Annotated in this window: 6 protein-coding genes; 1 reads left to right on the plus strand and 5 read right to left on the minus strand. The window is 41.1% G+C overall.

Annotated features, from left to right (window positions below; translation table 11 throughout):
• Positions 1-164: 164 nt before the first annotated feature.
• The 5 genes from F565_RS0109335 to F565_RS0109355 all read right to left on the minus strand — a co-directional run bounded on the left by F565_RS0109335 (position 165) and on the right by F565_RS0109355 (position 17,829).
• Positions 165-3,959 (minus strand): GEVED domain-containing protein, encoded by a 3,795-nt coding sequence (locus tag F565_RS0109335; protein WP_020212958.1) that lies wholly within the window; start codon positions 3,957-3,959, stop codon positions 165-167.
• A 146-nt stretch (positions 3,960-4,105) separates the two neighbouring features.
• Positions 4,106-5,533: a LuxR C-terminal-related transcriptional regulator gene (locus F565_RS0109340; protein WP_020212959.1), complete on the minus strand. Its 1,428-nt coding sequence runs from the start codon at positions 5,531-5,533 to the stop codon at positions 4,106-4,108.
• 162 nt (positions 5,534-5,695) lie between these two features.
• Positions 5,696-7,429 (minus strand): GEVED domain-containing protein, encoded by a 1,734-nt coding sequence (locus tag F565_RS0109345; RefSeq protein WP_020212960.1) that lies wholly within the window; start codon positions 7,427-7,429, stop codon positions 5,696-5,698.
• Between the two features lie 220 nt (positions 7,430-7,649).
• Complete coding sequence (locus F565_RS0109350) at positions 7,650-12,269, minus strand: GEVED domain-containing protein (RefSeq protein WP_020212961.1); 4,620 nt, start codon at positions 12,267-12,269, stop codon at positions 7,650-7,652.
• Positions 12,270-12,594: 325 nt separating this feature from the next.
• Entirely contained in the window at positions 12,595-17,829 is a 5,235-nt protein-coding gene (locus F565_RS0109355; RefSeq protein ID WP_154652580.1) for a GEVED domain-containing protein, read from the minus strand.
• A gap of 444 nt (positions 17,830-18,273) precedes the next feature.
• Between F565_RS0109355 and F565_RS0109360 the strand changes: the two genes are divergently transcribed.
• Positions 18,274-19,866 (plus strand): tetratricopeptide repeat protein, encoded by a 1,593-nt coding sequence (locus F565_RS0109360; RefSeq protein WP_020212963.1) that lies wholly within the window; start codon positions 18,274-18,276, stop codon positions 19,864-19,866.
• The last annotated feature ends 60 nt before the right edge of the window (positions 19,867-19,926 follow it).

The raw sequence follows: 19,926 nt of genomic DNA on the forward strand, positions 1-19,926 counted from the left end.
TTAACTGTCATGATCCTGCATAAGGAGTTTAAACATTACATTTTGTATGATATCCTGATTGCAGCGTTATGTTTACTTTATATTCCCTGACAAAGGGATTGCTATAAACGAAAAATCCCCACGCTACGGCGTGGGGATTTACAAATAAATGACAACAACAAATGCTAATAAACAATTCGCTTACTTACTTTTCCGGCAGTAGTGGTAACCTCTACAATAAGTACCTGCTGCTGTACCTGCAAGCCTGTAATTTCTGTTTTGGAATTATTTATATCTGACTGAGAGTATAGTTTTCTGCCGCGTGTATCGTAAATTGTTACACCTGTTATAACAGTATTGGCAGATGTAATAGTTATACCTCCGGTTTCTTTATATACAATTATGCTGTTAGAAAGAAGTTGCGGAGTATTTGCACCAAGAATATTCATGGTTGCCCACGTACTGTAATCGCCATCGCCACAAACGCTGCGAACAAAAAGATATACAGATTGTGCAGGATCATACGGTGCATCGCCTACAAAGAATGAGGCACTTGGTGTACCGCTACCTGTTGGGGGAGTAGATGAGGTGCTAAATACATACTCATATCCTGTAGGTGCTCCTCCAAGCTGTGGTGCATTCCAGTTAAGATTTGCATAACCTGCATCTGTAGGTGTTACAGATGGATTAAAGGGTGGCAGGCACGAAGGCGTAGCTACAATGTTTATAATGTAATCTTCTGCTTCCCCAAGTCCAAGGCCACACGAGTTTACCGGAGATCCTGTATATAAGTTTCTTATACGCATCCTGTAAGACCCTAATGGTGTTTGTGCAGGTATGGTTATGCTACCCAGGTTTGCAGGCGATGCTAAGGTTACGGTACTTATAACCCTTTCTCCAGCATCTGTAAAATCAAAATTGTTGTTCCAGTCTATCCACACGCTGTACAAATAAGTATCTGTTGTCACAGGCGCAGTTGCCTGCATGTTAAACGTACCTCCCGGATAACTTGTTACGGCATACTGTGCCGTATAATCCGTATAGGCATTAAAGCTATTATCATTACTACTAAAGTTTGTTTCGGCACCGCTTGTGCTTACACTTGTAATATAGTAAGCTTCCTGAGTATTCTCGGGAATGCAATATCCGCTAAAGAATGTTATTGTTTCCCAAACGCTATTACCATCTTCGCCGCAAATACTACGAACGTGAAGGTAATTGTTTGCATTTGCAGCCACATTAGTAACCGTTGCTAACCTTACATTAGTAAAGGTTCCGCTTTCCGGTGGTGTTGCAGACTGTGTTACTGCATATTCATAACCGGCAGGGGCACCTGTATTAGGCAGAGCCCAACTTACGGTTGCACTTGTAATTGATGTTGGGTTTGCATTTAATGTTCGAGGTTTGTCGCAGGCGGCAGGAGGTAGTAAATGCCATGAAATTGTAAATGTGCCTTCACTGTTGTTACCGCCATCCTGAACCCAGTAAACATTTTGTGCACTGCCGGTAATATTTTCCCAGGGCACCGGGAACCCACCCGATTGCAGGCATACTATTGGTGTCTGGCTGATGCAATTACCATAGAACAGAGAGTAATTAGAGTTGTAATCGCTCGAATCTAATTGTGCCACCAGAGTATATCCGTTAGGTACTTCTATATAGTAAAATAGATCGGGTGCAAATACAAAACTGTCGCATGCGGGGGTATAATCATTTGCAGCTCCTACGGTAGTATGCGTGTAGGGGCTTGTAAATGCAGCAAGGTTTATGGCAGTGTCGCAGGTGTCGCCTTCAAAATACCTGAATTTTAATGAAGTTACCCATTGGCTATAATTACCATTGCCACAGCTTGTTCTTACATGAAGGTAGTAGTAAGTACCAACTGTTAACCCCGGATAGTCCTGAATTGTTGTTGTAGTTGTAAACGTACCGGATTCAGGAGCCGTTGCAGTTGTTGTAATGGTATATTCATATCCTTCGGGAGTAGTGCCAAGGCTTTCTGCATCCCAGCTTAAATTGGCCGTTCCCTGAGCTGATGCCACAGCTGATAGATTAACCGGGTTAAAGCATAGCGGCGGGTTGCCTACAGTAACTGCGTAATCCTGTGCAGTACCATACTCGTAAGTAGAGCAGGGGTTAGTGCCTACTGTATTGCGCGAACGTACCCGCATTCTATAATTACCCGGTGCTGTAGCCGCCGGTATTGTAATGGTACCTGTATATATCTCTGTTACCCCTTGGTAACTATGACTTGCTACAAGCTCTCCTTCATCACTAAAATCAAGGTCGTTATTCCAGTCTACCCATATTCCAAGGCTTGTAAAATCGTCTACCTGTGCCGTATAAACAAAATGATTGCCCGGCAACTGGCTTACAGCCATAGTGTTAAAATTATTTGTGTAAGCCTGTGTTTGCGCTGTGTTATTTGCAATATCTGTTCCTGAACTATCAGATGTATTAAAGCTTATAATGTTGTAAAAATTAAGGAACGAGGAGTTAGGCATGCAGTGGCCGGAGTAAAAAGCATAAGTAACCCAATCGCTAAAACCATCGGAACCGCAATTAGTTCTTACATGTACATAATTATAGGCATTTGCTACAGTTGTAACACCAGAGACAGATAAACCTGTAATTAGTGTGCCAGATTCCGGAGGAGTTTCGGTTTGGGTAACTGCATATTCATAACCTGTTGGGTTTCCTGTAACAGGAAGTGTCCAGTTTACATCTGCAGTAGTAAGCGAAGTCATTGTTCCGGTAACATTGCGGGGTATGTTACATGCCGGTGGCGCAGTTAAAGACCAATCTAATGTAAATGTACCCGTACTGCCGAAATTGCCCGTTTGAACCCAGTATACAGTTTGTGTACCCAGGGTTGTGTTTTCCCATACCGTACCGGAATTTCCGTAGCCAATACATTCAAGGGTAGTACCGGTATTGCAGTTGCCGTAAAAAATAGTGTGTACAGAATCGTAATCGCTATCTGTTTGCTCAATGTTTAATACATAACCCAGTGGTACTTCGATAGCATAAAATATATCTGCTCCCCGGGTATCGTTGCATGAATTAGAATAATCGTTGTTAGCACCAATAGTACTTGAGGTATAAGGGCTGGTTAATGTTTGCAGGTTTAGAGCGGTACTGCAGGTATCCCCAAGGATATATATAAACCTTTCAGATGTTATCCATTGGCTGTAATCTCCATCGCCACAATTAGCCCTTACATGCAGGTAGTAAAACACTCCGTTATCTATACTTGCTGTTGCAGTTGTAGCAGTAGTGGGTGTGCCGCTGCCAGTAGGTAAAGCATTGTTTGTGCTTACAACATATTCGTAACCTTCGGGCGCATTGCCTATAGCAGGAGCCGTCCAGGATAAAGTTGCGCTGCCTGGCGCAGTCGTTGTACCTATCGCATTAGTTGGCGTAATGCACGATGGTGGTGTGGTAACTACTAAAGTATAATCTTCGTAAGAGCCGTATGAAAAATCGTAACAGGGAGTTGCCGTGTCTCCGTAAACACCACCTATCCTTAAACGATGGTTGCCCAGGCTTGCTGTTACAGGTACTGTAAAAGTGCCTGTAATTGTTGCAGGGTTATCTGACGATGAGGTTCCCGAAAAAACTTCTTCGCCTGCATCATTAAAATCAAAATCATTGTTCCAGTCTATCCATATTTTGGTATTGTACTCATAACCCGTACTAAAGGTAATACTAAAAGGCTGCACTACAGTTTGGCCCACCGTTACCGTTTGTGCAGTGTAGTTGCCATAGTTACCTTCTTCGTCTGTTGTGGTATTGTTTATTGCGCCAATAGTAACATTGGTAATCCCTATACCATCTACAGATGTGGGTGCGGGTACACAGTATGCAGTTTGCGCAATAGATGTTATACTTATAACCAATAACAAACCGGTAAATAAAAGCTTTTTTGTAAAGGCACTACTAAGTAATCGTGGCGCTTTTAAATTATAGAGTTTTTTCATAATGACAATAAAATCGTTTACTCATCAAATGTAAAAACAATGTTAAATTTATAAAGATTAAAAACTACACAAAATATTACTTTTGCAGTTTTATAAGGTACTTATTACATACTCTATACTGATTGTCAATAATTTAAAATCGACAATTACAAGGTGTCGAACCATTGGTAAATATCCATATCTGCAGGTAAATTTAATTTTTTGCGAATGCGGTGCTTTTTATTTTGTACGGTACGTGTCTCAATAAAGGTTAGATGGGCAATTTGTTTGGTAGATAATTTCATTTTTAGCAGGGCACAAAACTCAATTTCCGTCTGAACCAGCTGCGGGCATGCGCTTAGTAATTTTTTAGAAAAATCAGGATAAATTTTTTCAAAAGTATATATAAAGGAGGAGTCGTCTTTCTTTATCATTTCTAACAACAGCTCATATTCTTTATTATTAATTACATCATCTTTTGGCTCATTTTGTTTTAGCGTTCTTCTTTTTCGGTAAATAATTACTGCTATTAATATAAGTATAATTAATACCGCTGCGCTACCCAAGAGAAAAAGTAAATTGTTTTTATCATCAGGTTTTTCATCAATTTCTTTGCTGATAACTTTCTGTAAAGAATTGTATTTACTTTTTAATACAAACAACTCATACTCCTGTAATTTATCTTTATATTCCTTTACTTTTAAAGAATCTCCCCGGCCGGAATATATAGAAATTATGTTTTGGTAAAGATCTGCGGTATTAGACGACTCTCCGTTTTCTTTGGTTATTTTATCCGACTTTAAAAAATATTGCAAAGCCTCATCGGTACGTTTGTGTGCAAGATGGCCTTTGCCTAAAACATAGTAATTAAGAGACATTATTTTATCATCGCCCTGTTCTTTGGGCGAAAGCTTAACAGATTTTAAGGCATAGTAAGCTGCAGAATCTATATTTAGGTTAACATATATACCACCAAGGTTGGAATAATTTACATACTGAAAACTGTTGTAGGATTCAGACCCCTTTTTTCCGGGAAAACTTTTAACGGCCAGCTTAATTTTTTGTACTGCCTTATCATAGTTTTTCTGGTCATTGTATATGTTAGCCTGGCTAATTAAAACGTTAGACTTTGTGTAAAAAGTTTTTGCGTTTGGCTCCTGATTTGCATCAAGAATATACATGGCTTTGTCTAATTCTTTAAGGGCATTTTTAGTGAGTAAATTAATAGAATATGCCTCTGCCATATATACATGGCTCATTGCCTCATAATTACTGTTTTTATAAATAACAGATTTGTTCTTTAACCTGTCTGAAGAGTCTATAAGTTTATTAACATCGTTTTTGCTGTAATAGTAACGGCAAACCCTGTCCAGTAAAACAAGTTCAGATAAAGAATCGCCGGCCTTAACAGCCTCATAAACCAAACCGTCAATTTGCTCGAAAGCTTTGTCAATATTTACCTGGTACAACTTGTTGTTTTGCTCTATTTTTTGAATCAGAGTTATTTCTTTATCCTGCGCATTTGCCTTACCTGCCATTAAAAGGGCAAAGAAAACTAATACGGTCGATAGGTAATATTTATATTTTTTAAGCATAAAATTTAAAGCACGATGGTTAATTTATCCATCCCTGATTTATCATGGGTATAAATGTAACATAAATACAGGTTTGATGTAATGAACAAATGATTGTTATTTAAAGTATGCAAAAATCCCCACGCATTGGCATGGGGATTTGTGTAAAAAGGTAGCCTAAAATTAAAAAACGATCCTTTTGATCACTTTTCCTTTAGGAGTTGTAACTTCTACTATAACTACCTGCTGTTGTAGTTGCAGGCCTGTAACGGCAGTTTTAGTACTATTAATATTGGCCTGGCTGTAAAGTTTTCTGCCACTTGTATCATAAATAGCCACCCCTGTAATTAATGCATTTCCGGATGTGATTTGTAATGTGCTTTGCTCTTTAAAAACTATAATAGTGTTAGGGGTAAATTGTAGCGAATGAGCGTCTAAAACCTCAAAGGTTACCCAGTCGCTGTATTGCCCATCGCCACAAACGGTGCGAACATAAAAGTAAGCCGATTGTGCAGGGTCGTAGGGCTCATCGCTTGTAAAGTTATCTGTAACCGGGGTGCCATTACCTGTGGGTGGGCCGGGTACTGTGGTAAAAACATATTCATAACCCGTGGGTGCTGCGCCTAATATGGGCTCGCTCCAGTTTAAGTTAGCATGTGTCGAATCAGATAGTGTTACAGAAAGGGCATAAGGGGTAAAACATCCGGTAGCATCAATAACAGTAACCGAGTAATCTTCTGCCTCTCCCCATGAATGTTCCCCGCAGGGTTCGGGCGAGCCCTGAAAAGCGTTGCGTATCCTCATCCTGTATTGCCCTGCCGTAACATTAGCCGGGATGGGTATAGAACCAAGGTTAGCAGGAGAATTTAGCCCGCCTGTAAAAATGTACCGCTCGTTTTCCGAAAAAGTAAAATCGGTGTTCCAGTCTATCCAAACCCCATATAAATAAGTTCCGGACGGATGGGTCGCGGTAATTGAAAATGAACCTCCGGGATAACTTGAAACCGAATGGCTTGCAGAATAGTCTGTGTATCCGCTAAACCCCGTGCCTGTATTATTTATATTAGTCTCGCCGCCTGCGGTAGTTATCCCGCTTATGTAATAAGCTGACGATGCCGTGTTTGATGGTATGCAGTATCCGCCATAAAAAGATACAGTTACCCACTCACTATTGCCGTCCTGCTCGCTGCATACAGAGCGTACATGCAGGTAATTATAGGCATCTGGTGTTATTGCTATATCCTGTACTGCTAATTGTGCAGTAAAAGTGCCGCTTGCCGGTGGAGTATTTGTTGTGGTAACAGCATACTCATACCCGCTTATTGTACCGGTATTAGGAACCTGCCAGTTTATTGCAGCATTTGTAGGAGAACTTACAGTAACTTCTGCATTTAAGGGAGTAGGGCAGGTAGCCGGAGGCGATAGTGTCCATTGCAGGGTAAAAGACCCCGAGGCAGAAAGCCCATCCTGCAACCAGTAAACGTTTTGTGCAGTTCCGGTTAAATTTTGCCACACAACATTTTGTGTAGAAAAATTAGTACACCTTAATTGTGTCTGATTATCGCATGTGCCATAAAATGTAGCATTAACAAAGTTATATCCTGCTGTTGGCTGGCCTATTGTGAGTATATAGTTATTGGGCACAGATATGTAATAGAATAAATCGGGAGAAGTACCACCACCGCACGATGCCGATGCGTTATTGCCTGCATTTGTAGTACTGGATGTGTAGGGGCTTATAAGGGTTGCAAGGTTTATGGCCGTGGCACAGGTTTCGCCAGATTGCGCTTTACTAAATAAAGGGCTTAGCAGGGCCAGGGCTAAAAGCAGGATTTTGTATGTAGCCCTAAACATATTAACCGGTAGTGTGGTAAGGATTGAGATTTTTTTAAAATTGATAAAATAATTTTTTTTCATTGGTTATTGGTTGATTGTGCCCTAAAGTAATGAAATTTAATGTGTTATTAATAGTACTTTTCTTAATGCATAAGGCTGTTAAGGATATTTTTGTTAATCTCTTAATTAATTAAGTGTTTTATGGGGTGCTAATTATAATTGTTTAAATAAGAGGCTATAAAAATACAAAAGCCCCACGCATAGCGTGGGGCTCATGATAATATTTAAAGTAAAAAAGGTATTAGAAAACGATCCTTTTTGTTACTTTTCCTTTTGCAGTAGTAACTTCTACTATAATTACCTGCTGTTGTATGGGCATATCTGTAACAGTTGTTTGTGTACTATTAATGTTTGCCTGGCTGTAAAGCATCCTGCCGCGTGTATCATAAACTGCAATACCTGTCATTAAAGTAGTGCCGCTCGTTATGTTTATTGCGTTGCCATCTTTGTAAACAATTACATTGTTAGCGTTAAGCTGAGGGTTATCTGTGCCAAGAATCTGATTACCTACCCAGTTGCTAAATTCGCCACCGCCACAAACACTGCGTACAAAAAGATAAACAGATTGTGCCGGATCGTACTCTGCATCGCCCACGAAGAAAGTGTCTGTAAATGTGCCGCTACCGGTTGGGGCAGTAGCAGTTGGGCTAAATACATATTCGTAACCTGAAGGTGTACCGCCTAATTGCGGAGGGCTCCAGCCAAGGTTTGCATAGCCGGCATCAGCAACTGTTATAACAGGGTTAGATGGAGGGAAGCAGCTTGGTGTAGCAACAATATTAATTGTATAGTCTTCTGTTTCGCCGTATCCCTGATCGCCGCACGGAGAATTTAAGACTCCTAAATGAGCATTACGTATTCTCATCCTGTAAGATCCTACAGGGGTTCCTAAAGGTACCGTTATACTGGCAAGAGTTGCCGGAGATGTTAAATAGCCTGAGTTAATTACCCTTTCGCCATTGTCTGTAAAATCATAATTACTATTCCAGTCTATCCATACATTGTATAGGTAAGTATCTGAAGGATTAGGAGTAGTTGCAGTTATTACAAATGAGCCTCCCGCGTAAGTAGACAGCGACTGTGTAGCTGTAAAATCAGAATAAGCGCTAAATCCGGTACTCGTGTTAGATAGGTTTGTTTCTGCACCTCTGGTACTAATACTGCTTATATAATATTCTGTAGAGTTTGTATTTGTAGGCAGGCAATATCCGCTAAAGAACGGGAATGTTACCCAGATGCTGGTTCCATCTTCTCCACAAACAGAACGTACATGTAAAAAGCTATCTACATTAGGGCTTACTGCAACCCCCGTAGCCGATGTCTCTGTAGTATATGTGCCACTTTCCGGTGGGGTTTCAGATGTTGTTACGGCATATTCGTAACCTGCCGGTGCTCCTGTGTTAGGAACCATCCAGCTTACATTTGTTGTAGTAAGCGATGTTACAAACGTATCAAGTTCTCTTGGCCTGTCGCAGGCAGCAGGAGGCGCTAATGACCACGCTAAAGTAAATGCGCCCGAAGTTCCGTTAAAACCATCCTGAACCCAATATACGGTTTTAGAAGACCCTGATATGTTTTCCCACACTGTATTTGGATTTTCGCTGCCCACACTGGTACATGATAAAGATACCTGGTTGGCACAGCTGCCATAAAATGCGGCTCCCGCATAATCGTAGCCGGCATCTGTTACGCCAATAGTTAAAGTGTAACCATTAGGCACCTCTATAGAATAGTAAATATCCGGGCCAGAGCCGCTGCCGCATGTAGGCTCATAATCGTCTGCTGCGCCTTCTGTACTTGTTACTAATGGGCTTGTACGTGTGCCAAGGTTTATTGCATCGCTGCATATATCGCCACGTGTAAACTTAAACCTTTCAGAAATTACCCATTCGCTAAAGTCGTTATCGCCACAATTTGTTCTTACATGCAGGTAATAGTAGGTGTCATCTGCTGCAAGAGCATAGCCTGTAACAGATGTAGCTGTTATAGGAGTTCCTGCTGATGGAGATGTAGTACTTGTTGTAACGGCATACTCATATCCTGCCGGAGTATGGCCAAGTAAAGGTGCCGTCCAGCTTAAGTTAACGTTGCCAGATCCTATTACGTTTCCTGCCGGGCTAAGTGGCGTGTAACAAGTGGGTGGTACAGTAACATTAATAGTATAGTCTTCGTAAGCGCCATAATAAATTATATCGCACGGTGTAGCCTCGGTACTACCTGGAGTTCCTGCTATTCTTAAGCGGTGGTTGCCTAACGGTGCAGTTAACGGAATGGTAAAAGTGCTCCTTATTACAGATGTAACACCTTCCGGAGAGATGCCATTATAAATTAATTCGCTATCTTCAAAAATAAGGTTATCGTTTAAGTCTGCCCACATTTTTACGTTATATGGGGTATTGGTAAACAAACTTACACTGAATTGTTGCGTAACTCCCTGACCAATGTTTACAACCTGCGCACTAAAATCGCTATAAACTTCCTGATCTGCAGTTGTATTATTTATACTTCCTATGGTAACATTTGTAATACCATCATTATCTACAGTTTGTGGCGCCGGTATACAATAACCATTGTAAAGGGATATGGTTAACCATTCGCTAAAATCGCTACCTCCACAACTTGTTCTTACATGCAGGTAATTCGTGGCATTTGGTGTAATTGCTAAATTGTTAAGGGTGGTTGCTGTTGTCACAATACCTGTTGCCGGGGCTTCACTGGTAGCTGTAACGGCATACTCATATCCTGCAGGAACGGTGCCTAATGCAGGGGCTGTCCAGCTTACAGTGGCCAATCCTGATGCCTGAGACACTGCTGCAAAATTTGCAGGTGCGTAGCAGCTTGGCGGTGCAATTACATTTAGGGTGTAGTCTTCAAAATCGCCATAATTATTATTAGAGCATGGCACGGGACCCTGGCGGTCTGCAGGAAGGGCACCTATCCTTAAACGGTGGTTGCCTAAAGCTGCTGTTAACGGTACTGTAATGTAACCATTTAATAGTGCACGCTCTGTTCTGGCCGATGTGCCGGTGTAAACTTCTTCGCCTGCATCGTCAAAATCAAGGTCGTTGTTCCAGTCTACCCATATTTTTGTAGTGTAAGCGTTATTGGCAGTATTAAAACTAATGCTAAACTGCTTACTAACTCCCTGCCCAATTGCCGCTACCTGATCTGTGTAGTTTTCATAACGCACCGAAGATGGAGTGCCGGTGTTGTTAATTGTGCCAATTGTAAAATTAGTAATACCATCGCCATCAACATATCCCGGCTCCGGCGTGCAGTACCCATTATAATAGGTAGCTGTCATCCATTCGCTATAGTCGTTACCGCCACAATTTGTCCTTACATGTATATAGTTAACAGCATTTGCCGTTACAGTAACATTGTTAGCATTTGTAGCTGTAACAGCTGTGCCGGTAGCAGGAGGGGTAGCGGTTATTGTAACAGCATACTCATAACCTGCCGGTGCAGTGCCCAGTGATGGCGCAGTCCAGCTTATGTTTGCAACTCCTGCTGCTACACTAACACCCGTAGGGTTTAACGGTGTAAAGCAGCTTGGGGGTGTTGTAACATTTATAGTGTAGTCTTCAAATGTTCCTAAAAAATCGGTATAACAGGGTACAAGTTCCTGGCCAAAGGTAAGGCCGCCACCTAATCTTAAACGATGGGCACCGAGCGAAGCATTCGCAGGAACGGTTATTGTGCCCGATAATACATCTACAGCTCTGTTAGCAGAGGTACCGGCATATACATGTTCTCCTTCATCGTCAAAATCAAGGTCGTTGTTCCAGTCTACCCATATCCCTACCCTGTAAGAAGTTCCTGTACTAAGGGTTACACTAAATGTTTTGGTAACACCCTGCCCAACACTTGCTGCAAGATTTGTAAAATTGCCATAGTTACCGTCTTCAGTAAGGGTTTCATTATTAATAGTACCAAATGTAAAATTAGTAATGCCTTCCCCGTTTACTAATGCGGGTGTAGGTACACAAACGCCGTTGTAAAAACTGGCGGCTACCCATTCGCTATAGTTGTTGTTTCCGCAGTTTGACCTAACGTAAATATATCCCGTTACATCCAATGGTACTGTTATTCCGGTAACAGATGTTGCCGTAACAGCGGTACCGCTTGCAGGTGGCGTAGCCGTAGTGGTAATAGCATACTCATATCCGGTTGCTGTAGTACCGTTAGCCGGTGCTGCCCAACTTAAGTTTATTGTGCCCGGGCCGGCATTAACTACTGCAAGGTTGCGTGGTAAAAAACAAGTGGGCGTTGTAGTTACGTTAATTGTATAATCTTCATAAGCAGCGGCATTAAACCCGGTATAACAAGGTAGAACAGGAGCTGCATAATCTGGGGTTATACCTATTCTTAAATGGTGATTACCTAACGTAGCCGTTGCAGGTACCGCTATATTTCCTGTTACTGTTGCTGTAATGGTAGATTCGGTTATTTCTGTTAAAGCCTGCTCGCCTGTTTCAAAAATGTTATTATTATTCCAGTCTACCCATACTTTAACATTGTAGCCGGAGCCGGTAGCAATAGTTACACTTATAGGATATGAAACTCCCTGGCCCAGGTTTACAACCTGCGATGTGTAGTCGCCATAGTTTGGTGTTTCTAACCGGGTAGTATTATTTATGCTGCCTATATTTACATTTGTAATTCCATCGCCATCTACATAATCCGGAGCTGGTATGCATAGTTCTGTTTGTGCAAAAACTTGTGCAGAACTAAAAATAAATAGCGATGCCATTGCAAGTGTCATCCTTTTTGCAAACCGGGCAACTGGCCGGTTAATGCCAGCCAATAGGGTAGGTGAGGTGCCGGAACCCTGGCTTGCTAAGTTGTAATGTCTTTTCATGTTTGTTTTGTTTTCTTTTTTTGTGCTTAAATATAAATTTATGATTCCGTAAAGTACGGTTTACACATAAAGCCTATATTCAGGCGCGGATAAAATTAGATATAAAAACTAATGAGTATGTGCTTTATTATGTGATAAAGCGTGACAGGCATCGTGACATTTCGTGACATGTATTTAAAGAATATATTTGTAAAGCTTACAGCTATAATTATTTATCCTTAATTAAGCTAAATAATCCTTTAGTAGTCTATGTATTTTCATGTAAACAAAAAAATCCCCACGCGTTAGCGTGGGGATTTCACAAATTAAATACAAACAACAAATATTAAAAAACAATTCGTTTGCTTACTGTACCTTTTGCAGTTGTTACTTCTAGAATAATTACCTGTTGCTGTATTTGCAGGTTAGTAATTACCGTATTAGTTGCATTAATGTTACTTTGCGTATAAAGTTTGCTTCCGCGGATATCATATATAGTAAGGCCGGTCATTAACGTGGTGCCTGTAGTTATGTTTATGGCGTTGCCCTCTTTATATACTATAACATTATTTGCAGCAAGTTCTGGCGATGTAACGTCAAGAACCGCCCTGCTTACCCATTCGCTATAATCGCCCTCGCCGCAGGTACTGCGAACAAAAAGGTAGTTAGAAACGGCAGGGTTATATACTTCATCAAATATAAATGTTGCCGTGGTAGCAGTACCGTTACCCGTAGGGGCAGTAGCTGTTGGGCTAAATACATATTCGTAACCTGCAGGTGTACCTCCTAACAATGGGGCACTCCAGCTAAGGTTTGCCGTTGTAACGTCTGATGGTGCTACTGTAAGCCCAAAAGGAGGGAAACATGTAGGGGCAGCGCCCACAACTATAGTATAGTCTTCAGCCTCTCCCGATGTTACGTCGCCACATGCAGGGATAAAAGTATCTGTAAAGGCATTTCTTATCCTCATTCTGTAGGTGCCCTGTGGTGTGCCTGCCGGTATTGCAATGTTACCTAAAGCTGCCGGAGACACTAATCGTGTTGTGCTGATTACCCTTTCGCCTTCATCAGAAAAATCAAGGTTGTTGTTCCAGTCTATCCATACATTGTAAAGGTACTGGTTTGCTGCTACAGATGCTGTAGCCTGTATTGCAAACGAGCCACCCGGGTATGTTGTAACAGATTGTGTAGCTGTATAATCTGTATAAGCACTAAACTCTGTACTTGTGTTTAAAATATTAACCAATGCGCCGGTTGTGCTTACACTTGTAATGTAGTGCGCTGTAGATGTAGTACTTTCAGGAATACAGTAACCGCTAAAAAATGCATAAGTTACCCAAACACTTGTACCATCGTTACCACATACAGATCGTACATGAAGGTAACTGTTAGTATTTGGTTCCATACCTGTTACGGTTACAGATGTTCCTGTAGTTGTTGTGCCACTTGCAGGAGGTGTAGCCAATGTTGTAACGGCATATTCATAACCTGCGGGAGATCCTGTATTTGGCACGGTCCAGCTTGCTGTACCACTTGTAGTAGATGTTAGGTTAACATCAAGTGTTCTTGGAATATCACACGCTACCGGAGGGGTAAGTGTCCAGGATAATGTAAAGGTACCTGCACTGGTTCCCCAGCCGTCCTGTACATAATAAACTGTTTTAGACGATCCTGTAAGATTTTCCCATGATGCCCTTTGTAAATCTTCATCGGCACATAATATCAGGGTTCTGGTATCGCAGCTACCGTAAAATACAGAGTGTACAGAGTCATAATCGTTTTCTGTCTGGCCAATGTTTATAGTATAACCATTAGGAACTTCGATAGAATAAAAAATATCGGGGGCAGTACTTGAACTTGCGCAAGACGCAATAAAATCGTTAGCTGCACCTACTGTTGTACTGCTATACGGGCTTGTTTGTGCACCAAGGTCTACCGCAATGTTACAGGTTTCTCCGGCTAAATATTTAAACCCGGCAGATGTTACCCACTCGCTAAAGTCGCCATTGCCACAGCTTGTACGTACGTGCAGGTAGTAAAAAGTATTATCGGCTATGCCGGTGTAACCATTTACAAATGGTACAGTAACAGCCGTACCGCTTGCAGGAGATACGTTGCTTATGGTATCTACAACGTACTCGTAACCGGCAGGAGTTGTGCCAAGAGACGGCGCTGTCCAGGTTAAGTTAGCAGTATTTGCAGCAACCGCAATACCTGCAGGATTTGTAGGGGTAAAGCATAATGGTGGTGTTGTTACATTTACTGTGTAATCTTCAACCGCACCGTATAACATTGGCCCACAAGGTGTGGGTGCCGCATTATAAGAAGGTGTGTTAGCTATTCTTAAGCGGTGTTGCCCAAGTGCAGCAGTAGCAGGTAGTACAAACGTACCTGTTAAAGTAGCAGGGTTGGTATTTGCAGTAAGCCCTGTGTATAACAATTCACCTTCATCTTCAAAATCCAGGTCGTCATTAAGGTCTATCCAGATCTTTATATTATTTGCAGAAAAAGAAGCCGTTGTAAGGCTAAACGGCTGCGTAACGCCCTGGCCAATGTTTACCACCTGTGCAGAATAATCTCCAAAATTTCCGGTTTCGGCAACGGTTGTATTATTAATGCTGCCTATTGTAACGTTTGTAATGCCTGTGCCGTTGCCATATTCTATAGCCGGTATACATACCCCATTGTAGAAGGGTATGGTTGCCCATTCGCTAAAGTCTCCGTTACCACAATTAGTTCGCACATGTATGTAGCTTGTAGTGTTTACGGTTACAGTTACGTTTGCAACGCTGGTTGTAGCGTTTACGGTGCCTGCTGATGGTACTTCGTTAGTTGCTGTAACAGCATACTCATAACCTGCCGGGGTGCCACCATTTACAGGTGCCGTCCAGCTAACGCTTATTACGCCTGCTGCGGTAGATTGCGCTGTTAAAGCAGTAGGTGCATAACAGCTTGGTGCTTCAGATACTGTTAGTGCGTAATCTTCAAACGATCCCATGCCAATAAAATAACACGGTGTAGCACTGCCAACACTTGCCGGCACAGCACCCACCCTCATGCGGTGATTGCCCAGCGTAGCCGTAAGCGGAACAGTGATAGTGCCGGTTACAGTTGCCCTTGTTGAAGCGGGAGATGAGATGCTGAAAACCTCTTCGCCTGCATCGTCAAAATCAAGGTCGTCGTTCCAGTCTACCCAAACTTTTGTGCTGTAGCTGTCATAAACAAAAAGGCTTATGCTAAGTGGCTGTGTAACGCCCTGGCCTATTGTTGCTGCCTGCGTTGTATAATCTGTATAAGGAACAGAGCCGCTTGTTGTATTATTAATGGCTCCTAATGTTACATTAGTAATACCTGTACCTCCCTGAAATGTAGGTGCTGGTGTACAGTAGCCGTTATAAAACGAAACCGTTGTCCATTCGCTAAAATCGTCGTTACCGCAATTAGTACGTACATGTAAATAGTTTACGGCATTCGCTGTTACCGTAACATTGGTAGCCGTTGTGGTTGTGTTAGCGGTACCGCTTGCTGGTGGTGTTGCAGTAGCTGTAACAGCATACTCGTAACCTGCAGGAGTTGTACCAAGAGCCGGTGCTGCCCAGGTAATGTTTGCAGTACCTAATCCTAATGACTGACCTGCAACGTTAGTAGGAGCATAGCATGTAGGTGCAGGGGTAACGTTAATAGTGTAATCTTCAAAAGTACCATTTGCACCTGTGTAACAAGGAGCAATTGGGCCATTGTAGATAGATGTAGCGCCTACCCTTAAACGGTATTGCCCTACAGCTGTTGTTGCAGGTACAGTAAACGAGCCTGTAAGTGTAGATACGTTTAGTGTTGTAGATATGCCTGTAAAAATTTCTTCGCCTGCATCGTCAAAATCAAGGTCGTTATTCCAGTCTACCCAAATTTTAGTGTTATAAGCTGTATAAGTAGTAAGGCTTATGCTAAACGGTTGTGTAACGCCCTGGCCAATGTTTGCTACAAGGTTAGAGTAGTTGCCATAGTTACCAGCCTCTGCAACCGTTGTGTTATTAATAGCACCCATAGTTACATTAACAATACCGCTGCCATTAGTGCTTGTAGGTGCCGGTATACATACGCCATGATAAAAAGGGAATGCTACCCATTCGCTAAAATCGCCATTGCCACAGTTTGATCTTACCTGTAGGTAAGAGTTGGCATTTACAGGTACAGTAACTCCTGTAACCTGTGTGCCTGTTGCAGCAACACCACTTATCGGAGTGGCTCTTGTAGCTGTAATAGCATATTCGTACCCTGATGGTGTTCCTCCCTGCGTGGGTGCTGTCCAGCTTATGGTAGCTATTCCTGCCCCTGTATTTGCAACGGCAAGCCCTGCCGGAATAAAGCAGCTTGGCGGTGTAGTTACATTAATGGTGTAATCTTCAAAACTGCCTCCATAATCAGCAAAGCATGGGGTTATAGTGTTCCATGTGGCTACGGCACCCACCCTCATGCGGTGGTTACCTAATATAGCACCTGCAGGCACGGTAAGAGTACCGGTTACAGTAGCTGTTCTTACAGCAGTTGTAACAGCGGTAAATACTTCTTCGTTGGCATCAAAAGTAAGATTGTCGTTCCAGTCTACCCACACTTTTACATTATAAGCACTATTGGTAGTAAGCGTTATGCTTAAAGGATAGCTGACACCCTGGCCCATATTTACAATTTGTGTAGAAAAGTTACCGTAGTTACCGGTTTCTCCCTCTGTAGTATTATTTATACTTCCTAATGTTACATTAGTAATCCCGCTACCATCTCTGCTTAACGGTGCCGGTATACAAATACCTGAATAAAACGAATAGGTAGACCATGTACTATAACCATCTGTAGTGCCGCAATTAGTGCGTACGTGTAAATAGTTTGTCGCATTTACCGTAACAGCAGTGTCAAAAACTTCGGTTGCCGTGGTCACGGTTCCGCTTGCCGGTGGCGTTGCAGTTGTTGTTAAAGCATATTCATAATTTAGGGCTGTACCTGTAACAGGTGCGGTCCAGCTAAGATTTGCCAGCGTTGCCGATGTTAATGTAGCCCCAAGGTTTCTTGGTACATTGCAAACAGGTGGGGCCGTTAACGACCATGTAAAAGTATAGGTACCCATATTTGCACTCCAGCCATCCTGAACATAATATACTGTTTGGGTCGCTGCCGTAGTATTTTCCCAGGTGTTGCTCGTTACTTCGGTATCAATACACGCAATAGCCGTTTGAGAATCGCATGAACCGTAAAATAACGACCTTACAGAATCATAGCTGCTTGCCGTCTGGCCTATTGTCAGGGTATAGCCTACCGGAACCGATATGGAGTAATAAACATCGGGGGCAGTACCCCAGTTATTACACGTTGGTAAATTTTCATTACCGGCTCCTGTCGTGTTACCACTTACCGGGCCGGTTAAAGTAGCAAGGTCTATTGCCGTGGCACACGTGTAGCCATTTTGGGCAAATGTTGTAGCTGCGTTTATAACAAGTAAGACAAAAGCAAGCACAAAGCCTGTTTTGCTACCTGCCTGCCGCAGGGAGTTTTTTAAAAACTCCATTTTTGTTTCGTAAGTTTTTTTCATTTTAAATTTTAGTGGTCTCAATTTGTTTGTGTAATTAAGGTAAACAGGGCATTTATATTTTGCTGCTTTGTATATAAAAAACAGCAATCAATAAAGTAATCATAGCGCAACAATAATTTAATTTACTTGCTGCAACAGTAAACAGTTGTGTAATTACTGTACATTTAGTGGTTTTTTACGCTGCCTTTAAGTACTGTTATATGTGAGCAGAAGCAAAAAGGATTGATAATTAAATTTTTTTCATAATTTTTTGTGTTTTAATAGAATCCAAATGTAGAGCAGCATCAAAAAAAAACCTTAAAAAAACACCTTACAATTCATTTACAATATTACATTTATACCTTACATTTTATTTACATTATTTTTATGTATTTGATTGTTAAGTATTTATTCTTTTTAAAGTTGTGTTTTTGGTTTTTCCTTTTTTTATATATTTGAAATAAAATGTTAGTGCCTAAAAGTGCCATAAAAATCATATTTTTTTACATTTTATTAATAACATGTAATGGTGTTGTGGGGCAAACCGGCGTACAGAAACCCGGAGTTAAAGCCTCAATTAATGCATTACTTAAAAACGCAGGCAAGTTTAATTTTTCAGATCCTGCTAAATCCCTTTCCTATATTAATGAAGCATTAAAGTATAAAAACGACATTAGCGACAAGCAGTTATTGTATTTATATAAAATAGCTACAGTTGCCTGTATTAACCATCAGGCTAATCTTTTGGCTATAGATTACGGCTATAAAGCACTGGCACTTCAAAAAAAAATAGACCCTTCGCAAATGCATTTTATATACAATAATATTGGGTGCGCTTATATGCAGCTTAAGGATATAGAAAAGTCAAGAAAATTTTTAAATAAGTCGTTAGAGGGTTTAAAACAGTCTATTGCAAAGGGTACACTTAAAGAAAAGGAGGTTGAGGCATATCTTGTATATAGTAATCTTATAGTTATAGAGATGGAAGATGAAAATTATACAAGAGCTTTACAGATGCTGTATATTTATAATAAGCAAAGTGTTCGGTTAAAAGATACATCGGGCATAATAATTACATACCAAAATTTAGCGTCCGTTTATAACAGCCTTAAGCAACCGGACAGTAGTAAGTTTTATTCTGACAAAGGGATTGCCCTGGCTATAAAATCTAACCGCTTGCCAGAATTGACATACCTATACCATAACCGTGGTATGAACGATACCCTTGCTGCTAAAGATTCGGCGATTTTCTATTTAGAGAAATCATTTGCATTAGGTAGTAAAAAACATTTAAATGATGCTAAATTATCGTCGGCAAAAGCCCTTGCTAATTTATATGAACAGAGAGATAATTATCAAAGGTCTAACTATTTGTTGCACATTGTAAACTCACTATCAGAACAGGAATTAAGCCAGCAAAACAAAAAGAAGATCGAACTTTTAGAGTTTGAAAACAATCAAAAAATCAAGCAGCAGGAAGCATTGATAACAGCCCAGAAGAGAGAAAATGTGCTTACTTTTAGTTTTATATTGCTTGTACCGGTTTCTATAATAGGATTTTTAATGTACAGGCTGCAGCGGATAAAAACCAGGCAGCGGAAAATTGAAAACGAATTGCTTTTGCAAAAAATGGAAGGTAAAAATAAAGAGCTTACCAGCAATGCTATACAGATAATGCAGGCCAGCGAAATAATGGATTATACGCAAAAAGGGTTAAGCCAGCTTAAAACCGTAATAGATACTCCTAATAATAAAATGCTGACCCAGATAATATCCGATCTTAAAAAGGGTAACCAGTCGTTTAATAAAAAAGAATTTGAAAAATTATTTGTAGAAACTGACGAAGAGTTTTATAAAAAACTGCTTACCCGGTACCCCACACTTACCAAGAACGAAATACGCTTATGCGCTTTTGCCAAGATGAATTTTTCTACTAAAGAAATATCGGCAATAACCCAGCAAAGCAGCAACAGTATATTAGTGGCACGTTCCCGCTTAAGAAAAAAATTAGGCATGGCAGATAGTGTAAGCCTTACTGTTTTCTTTAAAAGTTTTTAATATCAGAGCTGATTATGCCAATAAAAAATCCCCACGGAATGCGTGGGGATTTAGGTAAAA

The organism is Flavobacterium rivuli WB 3.3-2 = DSM 21788 (genome assembly GCF_000378485.1).
Classification (GTDB): domain Bacteria; phylum Bacteroidota; class Bacteroidia; order Flavobacteriales; family Flavobacteriaceae; genus Flavobacterium; species Flavobacterium rivuli.